Source organism: Rhodococcus sp. MurmanLake-1, from assembly GCF_056945715.1.
This window is the reverse complement of the sequence record NZ_JBWZNF010000005.1, coordinates 469,294-483,757: the sequence shown is the minus strand read 5'-3', so window position 1 is coordinate 483,757 and position 14,464 is coordinate 469,294. Positions and strand designations below refer to the sequence as shown.

At 64.4% G+C, this 14,464-nt stretch carries 18 protein-coding genes; 4 read left to right on the top strand and 14 right to left on the bottom strand.

Annotated features, from left to right (window positions below):
• Positions 1 to 1,326, bottom strand: coding sequence for a glutamate-1-semialdehyde 2,1-aminomutase (hemL, locus tag AC2ETI_RS17605; RefSeq protein WP_283384609.1), 1,326 nt, complete (start codon positions 1,324 to 1,326; stop codon positions 1 to 3).
• A 110-nt stretch (positions 1,327 to 1,436) separates the two neighbouring features.
• On the opposite strand from hemL, the gene AC2ETI_RS17600 reads away from it, so the two are divergent.
• A complete protein-coding gene (locus AC2ETI_RS17600; RefSeq protein ID WP_007735283.1) occupies positions 1,437 to 1,784 on the top strand; it encodes a hypothetical protein in 348 nt (115 codons plus the stop codon).
• 59 nt (positions 1,785 to 1,843) lie between these two features.
• The gene (locus tag AC2ETI_RS17595; RefSeq protein WP_046379830.1) at positions 1,844 to 3,775 is read left to right on the top strand and encodes an acyl-CoA dehydrogenase family protein; all 1,932 of its coding nucleotides are present in this window, start codon (positions 1,844 to 1,846) and stop codon (positions 3,773 to 3,775) included.
• A 40-nt stretch (positions 3,776 to 3,815) separates the two neighbouring features.
• Here AC2ETI_RS17595 and AC2ETI_RS17590 read toward each other — a convergent pair whose 3' ends face one another.
• Positions 3,816 to 4,019, bottom strand: a complete 204-nt coding sequence (locus tag AC2ETI_RS17590) for a hypothetical protein (RefSeq protein WP_483634166.1) — start codon at positions 4,017 to 4,019, stop codon at positions 3,816 to 3,818.
• A 92-nt stretch (positions 4,020 to 4,111) separates the two neighbouring features.
• On the opposite strand from AC2ETI_RS17590, the gene AC2ETI_RS17585 reads away from it, so the two are divergent.
• Positions 4,112 to 4,504, top strand: a complete 393-nt coding sequence (locus tag AC2ETI_RS17585) for a hypothetical protein (RefSeq protein ID WP_483634165.1) — start codon at positions 4,112 to 4,114, stop codon at positions 4,502 to 4,504.
• Between the two features lie 12 nt (positions 4,505 to 4,516).
• Here AC2ETI_RS17585 and AC2ETI_RS17580 read toward each other — a convergent pair whose 3' ends face one another.
• From AC2ETI_RS17580 to AC2ETI_RS17525, 12 genes are all read right to left on the bottom strand, one after another.
• Positions 4,517 to 4,798: a metal-sensitive transcriptional regulator gene (locus AC2ETI_RS17580; protein ID WP_003942012.1), complete on the bottom strand. Its 282-nt coding sequence runs from the start codon at positions 4,796 to 4,798 to the stop codon at positions 4,517 to 4,519.
• A 31-nt stretch (positions 4,799 to 4,829) separates the two neighbouring features.
• A complete protein-coding gene (locus tag AC2ETI_RS17575; protein WP_483634164.1) occupies positions 4,830 to 5,102 on the bottom strand; it encodes a hypothetical protein in 273 nt (90 codons plus the stop codon).
• Positions 5,095 to 5,610, bottom strand: coding sequence for a hypothetical protein (locus AC2ETI_RS17570; RefSeq protein ID WP_019744369.1), 516 nt, complete (start codon positions 5,608 to 5,610; stop codon positions 5,095 to 5,097). The genes AC2ETI_RS17575 and AC2ETI_RS17570 overlap by 8 nt, the downstream gene beginning before the upstream one ends.
• On the bottom strand, positions 5,603 to 6,040 hold the full coding sequence (locus AC2ETI_RS17565) for a hypothetical protein (protein ID WP_019744370.1): 438 nt from the start codon (positions 6,038 to 6,040) through the stop codon (positions 5,603 to 5,605). Before AC2ETI_RS17565 ends, AC2ETI_RS17570 begins: the two co-directional genes overlap by 8 nt.
• 15 nt (positions 6,041 to 6,055) lie before the next feature.
• Entirely contained in the window at positions 6,056 to 6,211 is a 156-nt protein-coding gene (locus tag AC2ETI_RS17560; protein ID WP_019744371.1) for a hypothetical protein, read from the bottom strand.
• Between the two features lie 57 nt (positions 6,212 to 6,268).
• Positions 6,269 to 6,931 carry a hypothetical protein gene (locus AC2ETI_RS17555; protein WP_483634163.1) on the bottom strand — a complete coding sequence of 221 codons (663 nt, stop codon included), beginning with the start codon at positions 6,929 to 6,931 and terminating at the stop codon, positions 6,269 to 6,271.
• Between the two features lie 49 nt (positions 6,932 to 6,980).
• Positions 6,981 to 7,955, bottom strand: coding sequence for a porphobilinogen synthase (hemB, locus tag AC2ETI_RS17550; RefSeq protein WP_113682361.1), 975 nt, complete (start codon positions 7,953 to 7,955; stop codon positions 6,981 to 6,983).
• 75 nt (positions 7,956 to 8,030) lie between these two features.
• Positions 8,031 to 9,593, bottom strand: coding sequence for a bifunctional uroporphyrinogen-III C-methyltransferase/uroporphyrinogen-III synthase (locus tag AC2ETI_RS17545; RefSeq protein ID WP_003941969.1), 1,563 nt, complete (start codon positions 9,591 to 9,593; stop codon positions 8,031 to 8,033).
• Between the two features lie 60 nt (positions 9,594 to 9,653).
• Positions 9,654 to 10,628, bottom strand: coding sequence for a hydroxymethylbilane synthase (gene hemC / locus AC2ETI_RS17540; RefSeq protein WP_019744374.1), 975 nt, complete (start codon positions 10,626 to 10,628; stop codon positions 9,654 to 9,656).
• Positions 10,625 to 11,986, bottom strand: coding sequence for a glutamyl-tRNA reductase (locus AC2ETI_RS17535; RefSeq protein WP_020968933.1), 1,362 nt, complete (start codon positions 11,984 to 11,986; stop codon positions 10,625 to 10,627). Before AC2ETI_RS17535 ends, hemC begins: the two co-directional genes overlap by 4 nt.
• Positions 11,983 to 12,846, bottom strand: a complete 864-nt coding sequence (locus AC2ETI_RS17530; RefSeq protein ID WP_483634162.1) for a redox-sensing transcriptional repressor Rex — start codon at positions 12,844 to 12,846, stop codon at positions 11,983 to 11,985. The genes AC2ETI_RS17535 and AC2ETI_RS17530 overlap by 4 nt, the downstream gene beginning before the upstream one ends.
• Positions 12,847 to 12,986: 140 nt before the next feature.
• Complete coding sequence (locus tag AC2ETI_RS17525; RefSeq protein WP_003941953.1) at positions 12,987 to 13,247, bottom strand: glutaredoxin family protein; 261 nt, start codon at positions 13,245 to 13,247, stop codon at positions 12,987 to 12,989.
• 200 nt (positions 13,248 to 13,447) lie between these two features.
• Here AC2ETI_RS17525 and AC2ETI_RS17520 point away from each other — a divergent pair, with 200 nt between their 5' ends.
• On the top strand, positions 13,448 to 14,443 hold the full coding sequence (locus AC2ETI_RS17520) for an HAD family hydrolase (RefSeq protein WP_020968932.1): 996 nt from the start codon (positions 13,448 to 13,450) through the stop codon (positions 14,441 to 14,443).
• Positions 14,444 to 14,464: the final 21 nt, after the last annotated feature.

The window sequence follows — 14,464 nt, the reverse complement described above, 5'->3', positions numbered from 1 at the left end:
TCAGGGCTTGACGGCAGCAGCTGCGGCCTTGGCGGCGTGCGGCATGGCGTCGGCGATGATCGAGAATGCTCGATCGTCGAGTGCAGCGGAGACGAACCACGCTTCGAACGCGCTCGGCGGCGGGTACACGCCGCGGGAGAGCAACGCGTGGAAGAAGGCGGGGAATCGCCAGGTCTGCGCGGCTTTGGCTTCGTCGTAGTTGGTCACCGTGTTCTCGGTGAAGAACACGCTCACCAAGGTTCCGGCGTACTGCACACGGTGTTCGACGCCTTCGGCGGTGAGGGCTTGGGTCATGAGGTCGCCGAGGGCGGTCGCGTTCCGGCCGAGCTTGGCGTACACCTCGGCGTCGGCGGCGCGCAGACTCGCGAGTCCGGCGGCGACGGCCACGGGGTTACCCGAGAGGGTGCCGGCCTGGTAGACGGGACCGTCCGGCGCGAGGTGACCCATGATGTCGGCGCGGCCGCCGAATGCTGCGGCAGGCAGGCCGCCGCTCATGACCTTGCCGAAGGTGTAGAGGTCGCCTGCGACGTTGTCGATGCCGTACCAACCCGAGGCGCTGACGCGGAATCCCGTCATCACCTCGTCCATGATCAGGAGTGCGCCGTGCTCACGGGTGAGGCGACGCAGACCCTCGTTGAAACCGGGAATCGGTGCGACGGCGCCCATGTTTCCGGCTGCAGCTTCGGTGATGACGCACGCGATGGCGCCGGGGTTGGCGGCGAACGCCGCGGCGACTGCATCGAGATCGTTGTAGCGGACGACGATGGTGTCTTCGGCTTGAGCGCCGGTCACGCCGGGCGAGGTCGGCAGCCCGAACGTCGCGAGGCCCGATCCGGCGTCGGCGAGAAGGGCGTCGACGTGGCCGTGGTAGCAACCGGAGAACTTGATGATCTTGGTGCGTCCGGTGAATCCGCGGGCGAGGCGGACTGCGCTCATCGTGGCTTCGGTTCCGGAGTTGACCAGGCGAACCTTTTCCACGGGCGCGACGCGGGCGACGATTTCCTCGGCGAGGGCAACTTCGCCTTCGGTCGGCGCACCGAAGGAGAGACCGCCGAGCGCTGCTTCGCGAACGGCTTCGACGACTGCCGGGTGAGCGTGCCCGAGAATCATCGGACCCCAGGACGACACCAGGTCGACGTAATTGTTCCCGTCGACGTCGGTGAGGGTGTAGCCGGATGCTTCGCGAATGAATCGCGGTGTTCCACCGACCGAACCGAACGCGCGGACGGGCGAGTTGACGCCACCCGGAATCACGTTGCCGGCACGTTCGAAGAGCCGAGCGGAGTTCGTTGCATGCACGTCGGGATCACCGGAAGACACAGTCACGGCTTCCAGTGTCCCAGTTCTGTCGAATCTGACAACGACAGGGTGTAGGACTTCGGTGCTCGAGGCGAGTTTTCCGGTCGAACCGGGCCCCGCGTGAGACGATTCCGAGCATGAAGCGACTGTTGACGACGCTGATGGTCTCGGCTGCGATTCTTCTCACATCGTGTGGTTCGGACGCTTCGAACGACGACAAGGCGACAGTTTCGTCGCCGCCGAGCGCCACCGACTCGGCTCGAACCACCGCGGCAACGAGCACCGACCCGGCGTTTCTCGGCGGGTGTTCGGCAGTGTCCGTCTACGTTCAGCAGCGTGTTCAGAGCGGCGACACGTCGACACAGACAGCGGGCGCCGACTTCCTGAAGATCGTCGAGAACGACCCTTCGTACCAGGCTATGTCCGAGAGCGAGAAGGAACTCTTCCGCCAAGGAATCGAAGCGGGTGCCGCGGGCTCCTGCTGAATGTGAGGTTGGGATCGAACCGGGTTGCCCGCGGTGCGCTACGCGCTATCGTCGGTTCCATGGCCACCACAGCGGACCACCTCAGGACAACACTCGACGGACGCTGGCGGGAGGTGCGTGAGCGCGTTCGCGGCGAATTGAACGACGAACGTTTTGCTCCGCACTACACACCCAACACCGCCATTGCGCGCTCCAAGGCTCTCGAACAGATGCGGGTCCTCGCCGATCTCGGCTACGCCGCAAACGGTTTCGCGGTCTCTCACGGCGGAACGGGCGACGCGGGTGGCGCCGTCACCAGCATCGAGATGCTCGCGATGTCCGACCTCTCACTGATGGTCAAGGCCGGCGTGCAGTGGGGACTGTTCGGCGGCGCCATCGAAAACCTCGGCACCGAGCGTCACCACCAGGCGTACGTCAAGCCGCTGATCGACCTGGACCTGCTCGGTTGCTTTGCGATGACCGAGACCGGTCACGGCAGCGACGTCCAGGAACTCGAAACCACGGCAACCTACGACGTCGAGACGGGCGAGTTCGTCGTCAACTCCCCCACCCCGTCTTCTCGCAAGGACTACATCGGCGGCGCTGCCCAGCACGCCACTGTCGCGGCAGTGTTCGCACAGCTGATCACCGGAGGCGAAAGCCAGGGCGTCCACTGCTTTGTCGTGCCGATTCGTGACGACGCCGGCAACGACCTCCCCGGAGTGACGACGTCCGACTGCGGGCTCAAGGGTGGACTGCCCGGAGTCGACAACGGCCGCATCGTCTTCGACCAGGTCCGCATCCCGCGTGAGAACCTGCTCAACCGTTACGCCGACGTCGCCGAGGACGGCACGTACACTTCGGCGATCGAGAACCCGAACCGTCGGTTCTTCACGATGGTCGGCACATTGGTTCGTGGACGTGTCACCGTCGGTGGTTCGGCGGCAGCGGCCGCGCGCGTGGGATTGGCCATTGCCGGTCGATATGCCCTGCAGCGCAGGCAGTTCAGCGCCCCGAAGAGTGACGACGAGGTCCTGATCATGGACTACCTCGTCCACCAGAAGCGTCTGTTGCCGTTGATCGCCCGCTCGTACGCTCTGCAGTTCGCACAGAACGAACTGGTCGCCGCGATGCACGACATCCAGAGCAGCGACGACCCGGACCCGCAGGAGCAGCGCGAACTCGAGGGTCGCGCCGCCGGACTCAAGGCCGCCAACACGTGGCATGCCACTCGGGCAATCCAGGAAGCACGCGAAGCCTGTGGTGGCGCAGGCTATCTCGCCGAGAACCGCCTCACCGCGCTCAAGGCTGACACTGACGTCTTCACCACGTTCGAGGGTGACAACCACGTTCTGACGCAGTTGGTCGCAAAAGAACTTCTCACCTCCTACGCCGACGAAGTCCGCGGCATGAGTCCGGTCGACTGGATGCGCTTCGCGGCTACGACGGTCTCCGACGTGGTCAAGAAGCGCACGGCAGCGCAGCAGATCCTGCAGACGATCGTCGACACTCGCCAGGACAACGAAGAGGACGGCAGCCTCTTCAACCGCGGCACCCAGATGAAGATGTTCGAAGACCGCGAGGAGTACCTACTCGCCACTGCGGCAAGGCGATTGCAGGCAGCGCAGAAACGCGAGGAGAACCCGTTCGACGCGTTCAACTTCGTGCAGGACCACGTGCTCAAAGCCGCTCAGGCGCACATCGAGCGCGTCATCCTGGAAGCATTCGTCGCCGGCATCGACTCGTGTGAGGACGAGACCGCGAAGGAACTCTTCGGCGAGGTGTGCGACCTCTACGCACTGTCCGTCATCGAGGAGGACAAGGCCTGGTTCATGGAGCACCGGCATCTGTCGGTGGAGCGTTCGAAGGCCGTGACGCGCGGGATCAACGAGCGGTGCCGCACCCTGCGCCCCCACGTCGAGACACTGATCGACGGGTTCGGCATTCCGGACATCCTGCTGGGGTCCGCGATGCTCGACGGACCGGGCACGGACGCGGTACGGCTGAAGTAAAGGGTTCGGGTGGGGTCGGCAGTCGCCGGCCCCACCACATTTATTGCGCTGCCGTCTTTTTCGACTGCCGAGAGGCAAGCAGTCCGGTCAGGCCGAGTGCCGCGACCAGCCAGATCCCCAGAACGAGCAGGTGCGGTCCGGCGCCGTTCCCATCGAAGTAGATGACGGAGCGGATGGGCTCCATGGCCGCTGATCCGAGCCAGAACGAATGGATGTGCTGCCAGAATCCGGGCAGGAACGACACCGGGATGGCACAACCAGCACCGGACTGATCTACCAGTATTTCGTCGACAAGCAGGACATCTTCGCAGCCCTCCTCAGCGTAAGTCAGCTGGAATGGCGGACTTCGTGAACACGCTCCCCCGCGAGCAGGGACTGAGCGCCTTACTCGAGTCCATGATTTCCGAATTTGCTCGGCACTGGGCACGGGTGGGTCGACTCACCACCACTTGGCGCGACATCGAAGGCATGGCCGGGTCCGACCGAGAAAGCATGCGGGAACTTCACGCATCCGTAGCGGTCTACAACTCGGCATTGATTCGAGCGCTCACCGAATCTGCTGCAGCCGAAGGGAGCCGGTTGATCGACGACCCCGCGGTGATCCATCTCGTGCTCTCCGGACTCAAAGGCCTGTCGGACACCATCGTCATCAACATCGCCAAAGAAGTCACACCCGAGTACTTCGTGAGCTTCTCCGCCCGGGCGCTCGCGCGGTCCATCACGGAGTGACGGACCGACACCTTACGAACGAACGAGGCGAGCGATGGCCGCCTGAGCTTCCTTGATCTTGACGTCCGCTTCCGGACCACCCTGCTTGGCAGCTTCGACGACGCAGCCCGCAAGGTGCGCGTCGAGAAGCTTCAGGGATACGGACTGCAACGCGCTCGTCGCGGCGGACACCTGGGTGAGCACGTCGATGCAGTACCGGTCGTCTGCGACCATGCGCGAGATTCCGGCTACCTGACCTTCGATACGACGAAGGCGTTTGAGCAGATCGTCCTGCTCGGGGCTGTAACTACTCATACCGCAACTATACCCCCTACCCGTATGAGGGCTACTGCGATGCGACGAAGCCCACCCGGACGCGGCGCACGACATCGATGGCCATCAGCCCCGCAACCAGAATCGACAACCCGGCGCCCGAGATCCAGAGACCGTCGTAGTGCGTGCTCTCGAACGGCGGAGCGCCATCCAATATCGGTCCGAAGTCGGACGTCGTCGTACCCGCTCGCCAGCACACGACCGCCAGAATCGTTGCGGCGACGATACCGAGTACACCGATCCACGTCTTCACGTCGACACGCGGGGATGGCTGTGGCTCAGTCATCGGCAGACCCGTCCGGTTCCACACCGACCGTGACAACCTGGCTCAACGCCTCGCGAAGTGCCCGATCGTCTTTCGCCCACGCTCGCACCAATCCCCCGGTGGTCAGACGCAAGCCGATACCGTGCCGACGCCGGGGCACTCCAGACAGCTCACCCAGCGCGCGTGCCGTTTCCCACGGCTCCATTTCGTCTTCATAGGCGGCGTCGTCGGACTCCGGGAACACCTCGGCGATCTCGGTGATCGGCACCTCTTCGGTTCCCTGACGCAACGTGGTCGCGGTCAGAAGCACACTCGCATGCCGGCGCGCGGCAATCACCTGCACGTACACCAACCCGGTGAGGATCACGGCGAACATCGCCAGACCGAACCAATGCACCACCGGGCCGGTGAACAGCTCGATGACCAAGGCGATCAGGCAGAAGATTGGCCCGAACGCGATCGCCCACCACCGAGATCCCGGTTCGTAGTACAGAACGTCCGGGCCGATTTCAGGAGCACGGTCAGCCACGGGCGAACCAACTTCGGGTGGTGTCGCGGTAGATCGCGACGCAGGCACAGATCAGCATGACGGGAACGACAAGCGCGAGCACGGTACTGATCCCGGCGACGACCAGCGCGATCTGCAGCACCGCGAACACCCCGGACACGATCACCAGGATCCGTCGGCACAGAGGTTTTCCGGCGCGAGTGGGACCGGCGAGGCCGCCGATCGCAAGGCCGGTCAACAGCAGAACCAGCCCGGACACCCGCACGAAGGTGACGTAGATGTCGATGTTTCCGGCCGATACGCCTTGATCGGTGAATTGCTCACGCAGCGAATACGAGGCGCTGGTGACATTGATCAGGCCGAAGAGTATGAGTAGGAACGCGCTGGCGATCCACAGCCAGAATGCTGCCTCGACGGCCGTCGGGCGCCGGACCTTCGTAGAGATACTCACGGGTTCAAGTGTGCGCTATCCGCTGACGATGCCCGGAATCATGAGCACCAGGAGTGTCACCAGAACAGAGGCTCCAAGGATCGCGAACAAGATCACTTCGGTCCGTGAACCACGTTGGCGCAGTGGAGCGTCGTGGGTGCTTTCCGTGCGCAGGGCTTCCTGAGAACTCATTGTCTACGACCTCTCCCCTACTACTGCAGTGACCCGTTTCACAGTACCCCGAGCTACCTATCGGTTCCCCGCCGGGGGGAAACGAAGAAAGTACGGATTGGACTCTTTTCGGTGCATCATCACGATGGCCCCGACAGCAGCAACTGCCTGCAGGATTTCCGCTCCGCCGAACAGCAGAGTGGCCGCGCCGCCGTCACCGCCGAGCCCGAAGATCACGGGGATCGCAGAGACCAACATGAAGACTCCACAGAACGACAGCAACATTCGAGCCCAGTTCTTGCCACGACTCATCGAGCGCACGAACAAAAGGAACACCGCGGTGACGATCACCACCAGGACAGCGGAGAACACGATGACCAGTGGGAACATGCCCTCCACGTCGGAGCGTGTCAGACCGGCGTCGACAGCCGCCTGGTTCCTGAGCATCTCGTCGACGAACATCGACTTCTGCCCGAGCAGCATCCAGATCATCGCGCCGCCCTGGACCAATCCCAGCGCCGTCACAGCCCACCACAACTGAATCGCAGTCACGACGTCCGTCGGCAGCTCGGGTTTCGGCTGGGGGCCCGGGTATCCGTTGTAACCGGGGCCGTATCCCGGGATCTGACCCGTCGGCATCGGTCCGAGTTCGCGGTACGGCTGATTCTCGAACGGCTGGTTCTCGTAGGGAGGTTCCCGGCGGGGCGGTTCCTGGCGCGACGGCGGCCACTGCTCGGTCATGACACCAGCGTATCGGTCGATACCGGTGCAGCCACCATGCGTGACTCCGTCACAGCCATCCGGCAACTTCCGACGCCCAGTACGTGAGGACCACGTCGGCACCGGCGCGGCGAATGCTGGTGAGCGATTCGAGAATCGCCGCGTCCCGATCGATCCACCCGTTCTGCGCGGCCGCCGTGATCATCGAGTACTCACCCGAGATCTGGTACGCCGCGACCGGAACCGGAGACCGGTCGGCGGTCTCACGCAGAATGTCGAGGTAGGACATTGCAGGCTTGACCATCACCATGTCAGCGCCCTCGGCGATGTCGAGGTCTACCTCGCGCATCGACTCGCGGCGGTTGGCGCCGTCCTGCTGATAAGTACGACGGTCGCCTTGCAGTGAGGATCCGACGGCTTCACGGAACGGCCCGTAGAACGCTGACGCATATTTCGCGGCATAGGCGAGCTGACCGACCTCGACATACCCGGATGCATCGAGCGCACCGCGGATCGCAGCCACCTGACCGTCCATCATGCCGCTGGGGCCGAGCAGGTGCGCACCCGATTCAGCTTGCGCGAGAGCCATTTCGACGTACCGGATCAAGGTTGCGTCGTTGTCGACGGCGCCGGTGGCGTTAAGCACGCCGCAGTGGCCGTGATCGGTGAACTCGTCGAGGCAGGTATCGGCCATGATGACCGTTGAATCACCGAGTTCTTCTGCCAGAGCGCGCAATCCGACGTTGAGGATGCCGTCGGGATCGGAGGCACCGGAGCCCTGGGGGTCCTTGTCCTCCGCCTTGGGGACGCCGAAGAGCATCAGGCCACCGACGCCGGCTTCCACTGCTTCCACCGCGGCGGACCGCAGCGAATCGAGGGTGTGCTGGAAAACGCCTGGCATGGAACTGATCTCACGCGGCGTATCGATGCCGTCTGCAACGAACATCGGCAACACGAGGTGCCGGGGTTCGAGCGAGGTCTCTGCCACGAGTCGCCGGAGCGCTGGGGTGCGCCGGAGCCGGCGAGGGCGATGAGTGGGAAACACGAGAAGTAGCCCTCCTTCGTCGGAACCTGTGAGTGGTTGAGGAGTCCACAGACTCCTCAACCGCTCACGGGTGCGCTAGCGCCTTCGAGACTTCTTACGCGGCGGCGGCAAAGCACCTTCAGCGCGCAGCCGAGCTGCGTGCTCGGCGAGAGCCTCCACCAGCGGTCCCACCTGCGAGGTCTCGGGCTGCACGTCGACGCGCAGACCGAACTCGATAGCAGTTTCGGCCGTCTTCGGGCCGATGCACGCGACCAACGTGCGGGCGTGCGGCTTGCCGGCGATGCCGACGAGGTTGCGCACGGTCGAGGACGAGGTGAAGCAGACGGCGTCGAATCCACCGGTCTTGATCATCTCGCGGGTCTCGGCCGGCGGCGGCGCTGCCCGGACGGTGCGGTAGGCGGTGACGTCGTCGATCTCCCAACCGCGTTCGCGCAGGCCCTCGGCGAGGGTTTCGGTTGCAATGTCCGCGCGCGGCAACAGAACCCGGTTGACCGGATCGAAAACGTCGTCGTACGGGGCGAATTCGGCCAGCAGGCCTTCGCTGGACTGCTCACCGGTCGGGATCAGCTCGGGGTTGATGCCGAACGAGCGCACCTTGGCTGCGGTTGCTTCACCGATGCAGGCGATCTTCACACCGGAGAAGGCGCGAGCGTCGAGGCCGAACTCCTCGAACTTCTCCCACACTGCGCGAACAGCATTGGTGGAAGTGAAGACCACCCACTGATAGCGACCGTCGACGAGGCCCTTGACCGAACGCTCCATCTGAGCCGGGCTGCGAGGCGGCTCGACGGCGATGGTCGGAACCTCGATCGGGATCGCTCCGTGAGTGACCAGTCGGTCGCTCATCTCGCCGGCCTGATCCTTGGTGCGCGGCACGAGGACGGTCCAGCCGTACAGTGCGCGCGATTCCCACCACGACATCTTGTTGCGCTGCGCGACAACCTTGCCGACGGTGACGATGAGCGAGCCCACCAGTTCCGATCCGGCTTCGTTGAGCGTCGCGAGAGTTGCCTCGACGGTTCGCTGCTGACGAGTGGTACCGCGGACGGTGATCGCAGCAGGCGTCTGCGGGGCCAAGCCGTTCTCGACCAGCGCGCTGGCGGTCTCGGCGAGATGTCCGGACGTCGCGTGCAGGACAAGCGGTCCCGGTGCAGCGGCCAGAGCAGCCCAGTCGACTTCACCGCGAACGTCGGCCTCGGTGTGACCCGAGCCGAGCGCCATGCCGGCGTAGCTCGGCACAGCCGAACCGGAAGGCAGACCCGGGAGAACCTCGAACTGAACCTGCGTGCGGGCGACTGCGGTGACCTCTGCGATCACGGAATCCGTGGTCAGCGGGTCGCCAGAGACCAAACGCACGACGTCGTGACCGTTCTTGGCCTCGTGCACCAATGTCTTTGCAACCTCGGCAGGCTCACCGAGTGCCGGACGCACGTCCGCGATCAGCTCGCCGGTCTCCTCGTCGCGGCCCATGTCGATCCCGACGAGTGCGACGACGCCCTTGTCGACATCCGGATCGGTGAATGCCATTGCGGCGCCGGTGAGGACGTCACGTGCGCGAACGGTGAGCAGGGCGGGGTCGCCCGGTCCCGATCCCACGAACAGGATCCGTCCGGGAGTGTTCTTTCGGACTCGGGTCATCGGTGATTCTCCAGTGCGCTGTATCGAAATGGGAACTTGGTGCAAGTGCAAAGTGGGGCGTCAAACATCGGCTGCCTCGCCTGTAGTCACGTTCATCAACTCGCGGGCGCCGAGTTCGAGTAACTCGCGCGCTACCGCTCGGCCGAGTTCCTCGGCCTTGTCCGGCGCACCGACGGCGCCGGTACGGATGACGTCCGAACCGTCGATGGCGGCTGCGCAGCCGCGTACCGACAGTTCGTCGAAGATTCTGCCGTCGTCGTCGAGGGATTCGACGATCTCCGCGATCGCTCCGACCGGAGCGGTGCAGCCCGCTTCCAGCTCGGCGAGAAGTGCACGCTCGGCAGTGACTGCCGCCCGGGTACCGGCGTCATCGTGCTCAGCCAGGATCGCCGCCAATTCCGCATTGGCAGAAAGGCATTCGACGGCCAGAGCGCCCTGCGCCGGAGCGGGGAGCATCTGCACGGGCTCGATGTTCTCGGTGATGAGATCGAGCAGACCGATACGGGACAAGCCGGCGCGAGCGAGGATCACGGCGTCGAGTTCACCGGATTCGACCTTGCCGAGACGGCGTTGCAGGTTGCCCCGCAACGGCACGATGTCGAGGCCGAGCCCGAGTGCCTTGAGCTGCGAAACGCGGCGCGGCGCGGAGGTTCCCACCTTGGAACCGGCCGGAAGCTCCCCGAGGACCAGACCGTCGCGGGCGACGAGCGCGTCACGCGGATCTTCGCGTGGCGGAATCGCCGCGATGACGAATCGCGGATCCTGCGCGGTCGGTAAGTCCTTGTAGGAATGCACAGCAACGTCGACGCGGTTGTCCAGCAAAGCTTCTCGAAGTTCTGCGGTGAACACTCCGACGCCGATCTTCTGGACGGGATCGGTGGACTGGTCGCCCTTGGTCTTGATGATGACCAACTCTGCGGGATGTCCCGCTGCAATGAGGGCATCGCGCACGGTACCGGCCTGCGTGGTCGCGAGAAGACTTCCGCGAGTGCCGATCCGCAGCGGGCTCCCCGATCGAGGGGTGGTGACGCTCATGCCTGCAGGTCCCTTCCAGTGCGGTCGCCGTCCACCAGGTCGGTGGGTGTGGCCACGGCCGCGGGAGATCCGGGGCTGAGTTCGAAGAGTTCGCGCAGCGCTGCTGCGTAGGAGTCGCCGCCGGGGGCCGACGCCAGTTGCTTGACGCGCACGGTCGGGGCGTGGAGAAGCTTGTCCACGACGCGTCGCACGGTGCGTGCAACCTCGTCGCGCTGCGGATCGTCCAGGCCGGGCAGACGCGAATCGAGCCGCATCAGTTCGGCTTCGACGACGTCGGCGGCGCGCTGACGCAAAGCCGTCACGGTCGGAGTGACCTCGGCGAGGCGCTGTCCGGCAAGGTAGGTCGCAAGTTCGCCGGCGACGATGGTGCGTGCGGCTTCTGCGTCGGAAGCGGCTGCGCCTGCCGCCGGATCACGCTGCAGCGTCTCCATGTCGAGAACGGTGACACCCGGCAGGCCGGCGACGGCGGGATCGATGTCGCGCGGCAGTCCGAGGTCGCAGATGACCAGGTGCTTGGTGTTGTCGCGATCGGGCTCGGCGAGTGCGCGGTGCACATCCGCCAGGGTGACCACTGCCCCGACCGCGCCGGTACAGGTGACCATGACATCTGCCTGCGCCATCGCGGCCGAAAGCTGATCGAAGGCAACACCGTCGGCGTCGACGCCGTTGGAGCGTGCCGTCTCTGCCAGGTGCTCGGCGCGTTCCTGTGTCCGGTTGACGACGACGATGCGTTCGATTCCGGCGCGAGTGAGATGCGCAACCGACAGACCGCCCATCGAGCCTGCTCCGACAACCACGGCAGTGCGGCCGACGAGGCCGCCTTCACCGATGATGCCCGCTGCACGATCGAGAGCCACGGATACGACTGATGCTCCGGCGGAGTCGATTCCGGTTTCGGAATGCACTCGCTTGCCGACGCGCAGTGCCTGCTGAGCCAGTTCGTGGACGACGCGTCCGGCGGCCTGCTGCGCATCCGAAGATGCGTAGGCCGAACGGATCTGGCCGAGAATCTGCTGTTCGCCGATCACCATCGAATCGAGGCCACTGGCCACGGCGAAGAGATGTTCGACCGCTGCTTCGCTGTAGCGGACGTAGGCGTGAGCGTGCAGCGCCGTCAGGTCGAGACCTGAATGGTCGGCGAGGATTTCACCGACCTCGGTGAGTGCACCGTGGAACGCGTCCACCACCGCGTAGACCTCCACCCGGTTACAGGTGGAGACGATCATCGCTTCGGAGATGTGCGAAGACGCCAGAAGCTTGTCGATCAGCTTCGGACGATCGGTGTCGGTGACAGCTACTCGCTCGAGCACCGGGACGGGCGCGGTTCGATGCGAGACCCCGACAAGCAGAACACTCACGGCGCGATCACTGATCCGTTTCTTGTCGAACCTGCTCCGACCGGAGCGGGTGAACTGGTGGATGGGACTGACGAAGCGGATGCGGCGTGAGCCACTCGTACTCGCGGCGCGCTGGATGCCTGATCGGCATTGCGCGCACTGTTGAAGGAGAGAACCTGCATCTCGACGGCGAGATCGACGCGTCGCAGTTCCACGTGATCGGGAACGTCTAGGGCGATCGGCGAAAAACTCATGATGCAGCGCAGTCCGGCGCTGACGAACTGGTCGCACACGCCCTGAGCGGCCTCGTCCGGTGTGGAGATGACGCCGATGGTCGCGTTCAATTCGCGGCAGGCGACGGTCAGTTCCTCGGTGCTGCGCACCACGAGGTCGCCGACTTTGCTTCCGATTCGATCTGCGTCACTGTCGAAGAGTCCGACCATCTCGAAACCGCGGCGGCTGAATCCGCCGTAGCCGACCAGCGCCTTGCCGAGGTTTCCGACTCCGACGAGAACGACCTTGTGCCCACGATCGAGTCCGAGTGCACGCTCGATGCGGATGCGGAGCCTGTTGACGTCGTATCCGACGCCGCGGACGCCGTTGGGTCCGAGGAATGACAGATCCTTGCGCAACTTCGCTGATCCGACACCGGACGCCTGCGCAAGTTCCTCGCTCGAGACGATGGAGGTACCCCGGTCGGACATCACTCCGAGGACCCGCAGGTATGCGGCCAAGCGCGTCACCGTAGCCTGAGGGATGACGCGATCCTGAGCGATCGGGTCGGTGACAGAAGAGCCCGCAGCGCCGGTGACGCGCTGAGCCACAGGCTCATGCGTCTGGTGCGGTTCGGTCACGTCGCTGGCTCCTCGTCCGGTCGACACGACTGTCGACCTCCACGATGCTCCGGGGGAATGTTCACACCACGGTAACCGCTTGTGAACCCATGCACAAAGTTGCTCGAGACGGGTTCGATGTGCCGTTCACCTGCAAAGCGGCTACGCGGACAACTTTGAGGGTTGCCTTACTTGCGTAAATCGTCACGAAGGCGCTCTTCGTCAACTTCCCAGTAACCGTGCTCGCGTCCGTCGAGAAGAATGACCGGCAATCTGTCTCCGTACTCCGCTCTCAGCTCTGGATCCGTCGCGGCAGCTTCGTCTACGTCGATGCACGTCAATTCCAGCTCGAACTCGGAACAGACCCGTCGTAGTACCTCCGCCGCGCCGACGCAGGACGCGCATCCTGCGCGTGTCAACAAGGTCACTTCATGCGTAGCTGCAGTCATCGACGCATACCTTTCTTCTACTGGGACGCCATCTACTTGATCGGTCGAGTGTGCCTCCGGAGCCCCACTCGGTACCAAATCGGCGGAGAGGAACGTCACACACCACAGGGAAGGTCACCATCCAACCCATCGGGCCTCATCGCGGAGGATAGGCTGACTCGAAGAGTTCTCTGCTCGAGAATGCAACACGGGAGGTGCGGGTGCCTGCGCGATCACTACCGAACGGCTCCGGATTCGGATCAGGGCTTGCCGGGGTCATTCTCCCCGGACGTCGCCATGTAAAGAATCCGCTGGGCCCGAGTGAGTCGGAAGTTCGAGCCAATCTCGCCGGCGAGGCGAGCGCTGATGCAGCTCTGGCATTGCACGAAGCTGCCAACCCCACAGAACCGGAAACCGGCGAAGAGCCCCCGGCCGTTCCGCGCGACCTCACGGCCGCCGCATTCTTCGACGTCGACAACACCATGGTGCAGGGTGCGTCGATCATCCACTTCGCCCGTGGTCTCGCTGCACGAAAGTATCTCAAGACCTCGGATCTGGTGGATTTCGCGTGGAAGCAGATCAAGTTCCGAGTCACCGGCCGAGAAAGTAGTGACGACGTCGCCGAAGGCCGCGAGAAAGCACTGTCCTTCGTGGCCGGTCGATCCACCGCCGAACTCGCCCGCCTCGGCGAGGAGATCTACGACGAGGTCATTGCCGACAAGATCTGGCCAGGCACGAGGGCGTTGGCCCAGATGCACCTCGACGCCGGACAACAGGTGTGGTTGGTGACGGCAACTCCGGTCGAACTGGCCCAGGTCATCGCTGAGAAACTGGGATTGACCGGCGCCTTGGGCACCGTCGCCGAAAGTGAGGACGGAGTCTTCACCGGCCGACTCGTCGGCGACATCCTGCACGGCATGGGCAAGGCGCACGCCGTACGGACGTTGGCGGTGCGTGAAGGCCTCAATCTCAAGCGCTGTTCCGCCTACTCGGACAGCCACAACGACGTACCGATGCTCTCGTTGGTGGGGACACCGGTGGCGATCAATCCCGACGCAGACCTTCGTGAACTCGCGAAGAACCGCGGTTGGGAAGTTCGTGATTTCCGCACCGGACGAAAGGCCGCCAAGATCGGCGTTCCCACAGCGCTGGTGCTCGGAGCGGTCGGCGGTGCGCTCGCGGCAATTCTCGCCAGGCGCAAAGAACAGAACGCCTGAGCGGGTTCGGTCCGGATCGAG

Excerpts from the sequence above, each read along its gene's own strand:
- AC2ETI_RS17585 (WP_483634165.1), top strand. The coding sequence starts at position 4,112 with ATGGCGGACTTCGTGAACACGCTCCCCCGCGAGCAGGGACTGAGCGCC.
- hemC (WP_019744374.1), bottom strand. The coding sequence starts at position 10,628 with ATGAGCGTCACCACCCCTCGATCGGGGAGCCCGCTGCGGATCGGCACT.
- AC2ETI_RS17555 (WP_483634163.1), bottom strand. The coding sequence starts at position 6,931 with ATGACCGAGCAGTGGCCGCCGTCGCGCCAGGAACCGCCCCGCCGGGAA.
- AC2ETI_RS17595 (WP_046379830.1), top strand. The coding sequence starts at position 1,844 with ATGGCCACCACAGCGGACCACCTCAGGACAACACTCGACGGACGCTGG.
- AC2ETI_RS17560 (WP_019744371.1), bottom strand. The coding sequence starts at position 6,211 with ATGAGTTCTCAGGAAGCCCTGCGCACGGAAAGCACCCACGACGCTCCA.
- AC2ETI_RS17575 (WP_483634164.1), bottom strand. The coding sequence starts at position 5,102 with ATGACTGAGCCACAGCCATCCCCGCGTGTCGACGTGAAGACGTGGATC.
- AC2ETI_RS17600 (WP_007735283.1), top strand. The coding sequence starts at position 1,437 with ATGAAGCGACTGTTGACGACGCTGATGGTCTCGGCTGCGATTCTTCTC.
- AC2ETI_RS17545 (WP_003941969.1), bottom strand. The coding sequence starts at position 9,593 with ATGACCCGAGTCCGAAAGAACACTCCCGGACGGATCCTGTTCGTGGGA.
- AC2ETI_RS17580 (WP_003942012.1), bottom strand. The coding sequence starts at position 4,798 with ATGAGTAGTTACAGCCCCGAGCAGGACGATCTGCTCAAACGCCTTCGT.
- AC2ETI_RS17525 (WP_003941953.1), bottom strand. The coding sequence starts at position 13,247 with ATGACTGCAGCTACGCATGAAGTGACCTTGTTGACACGCGCAGGATGC.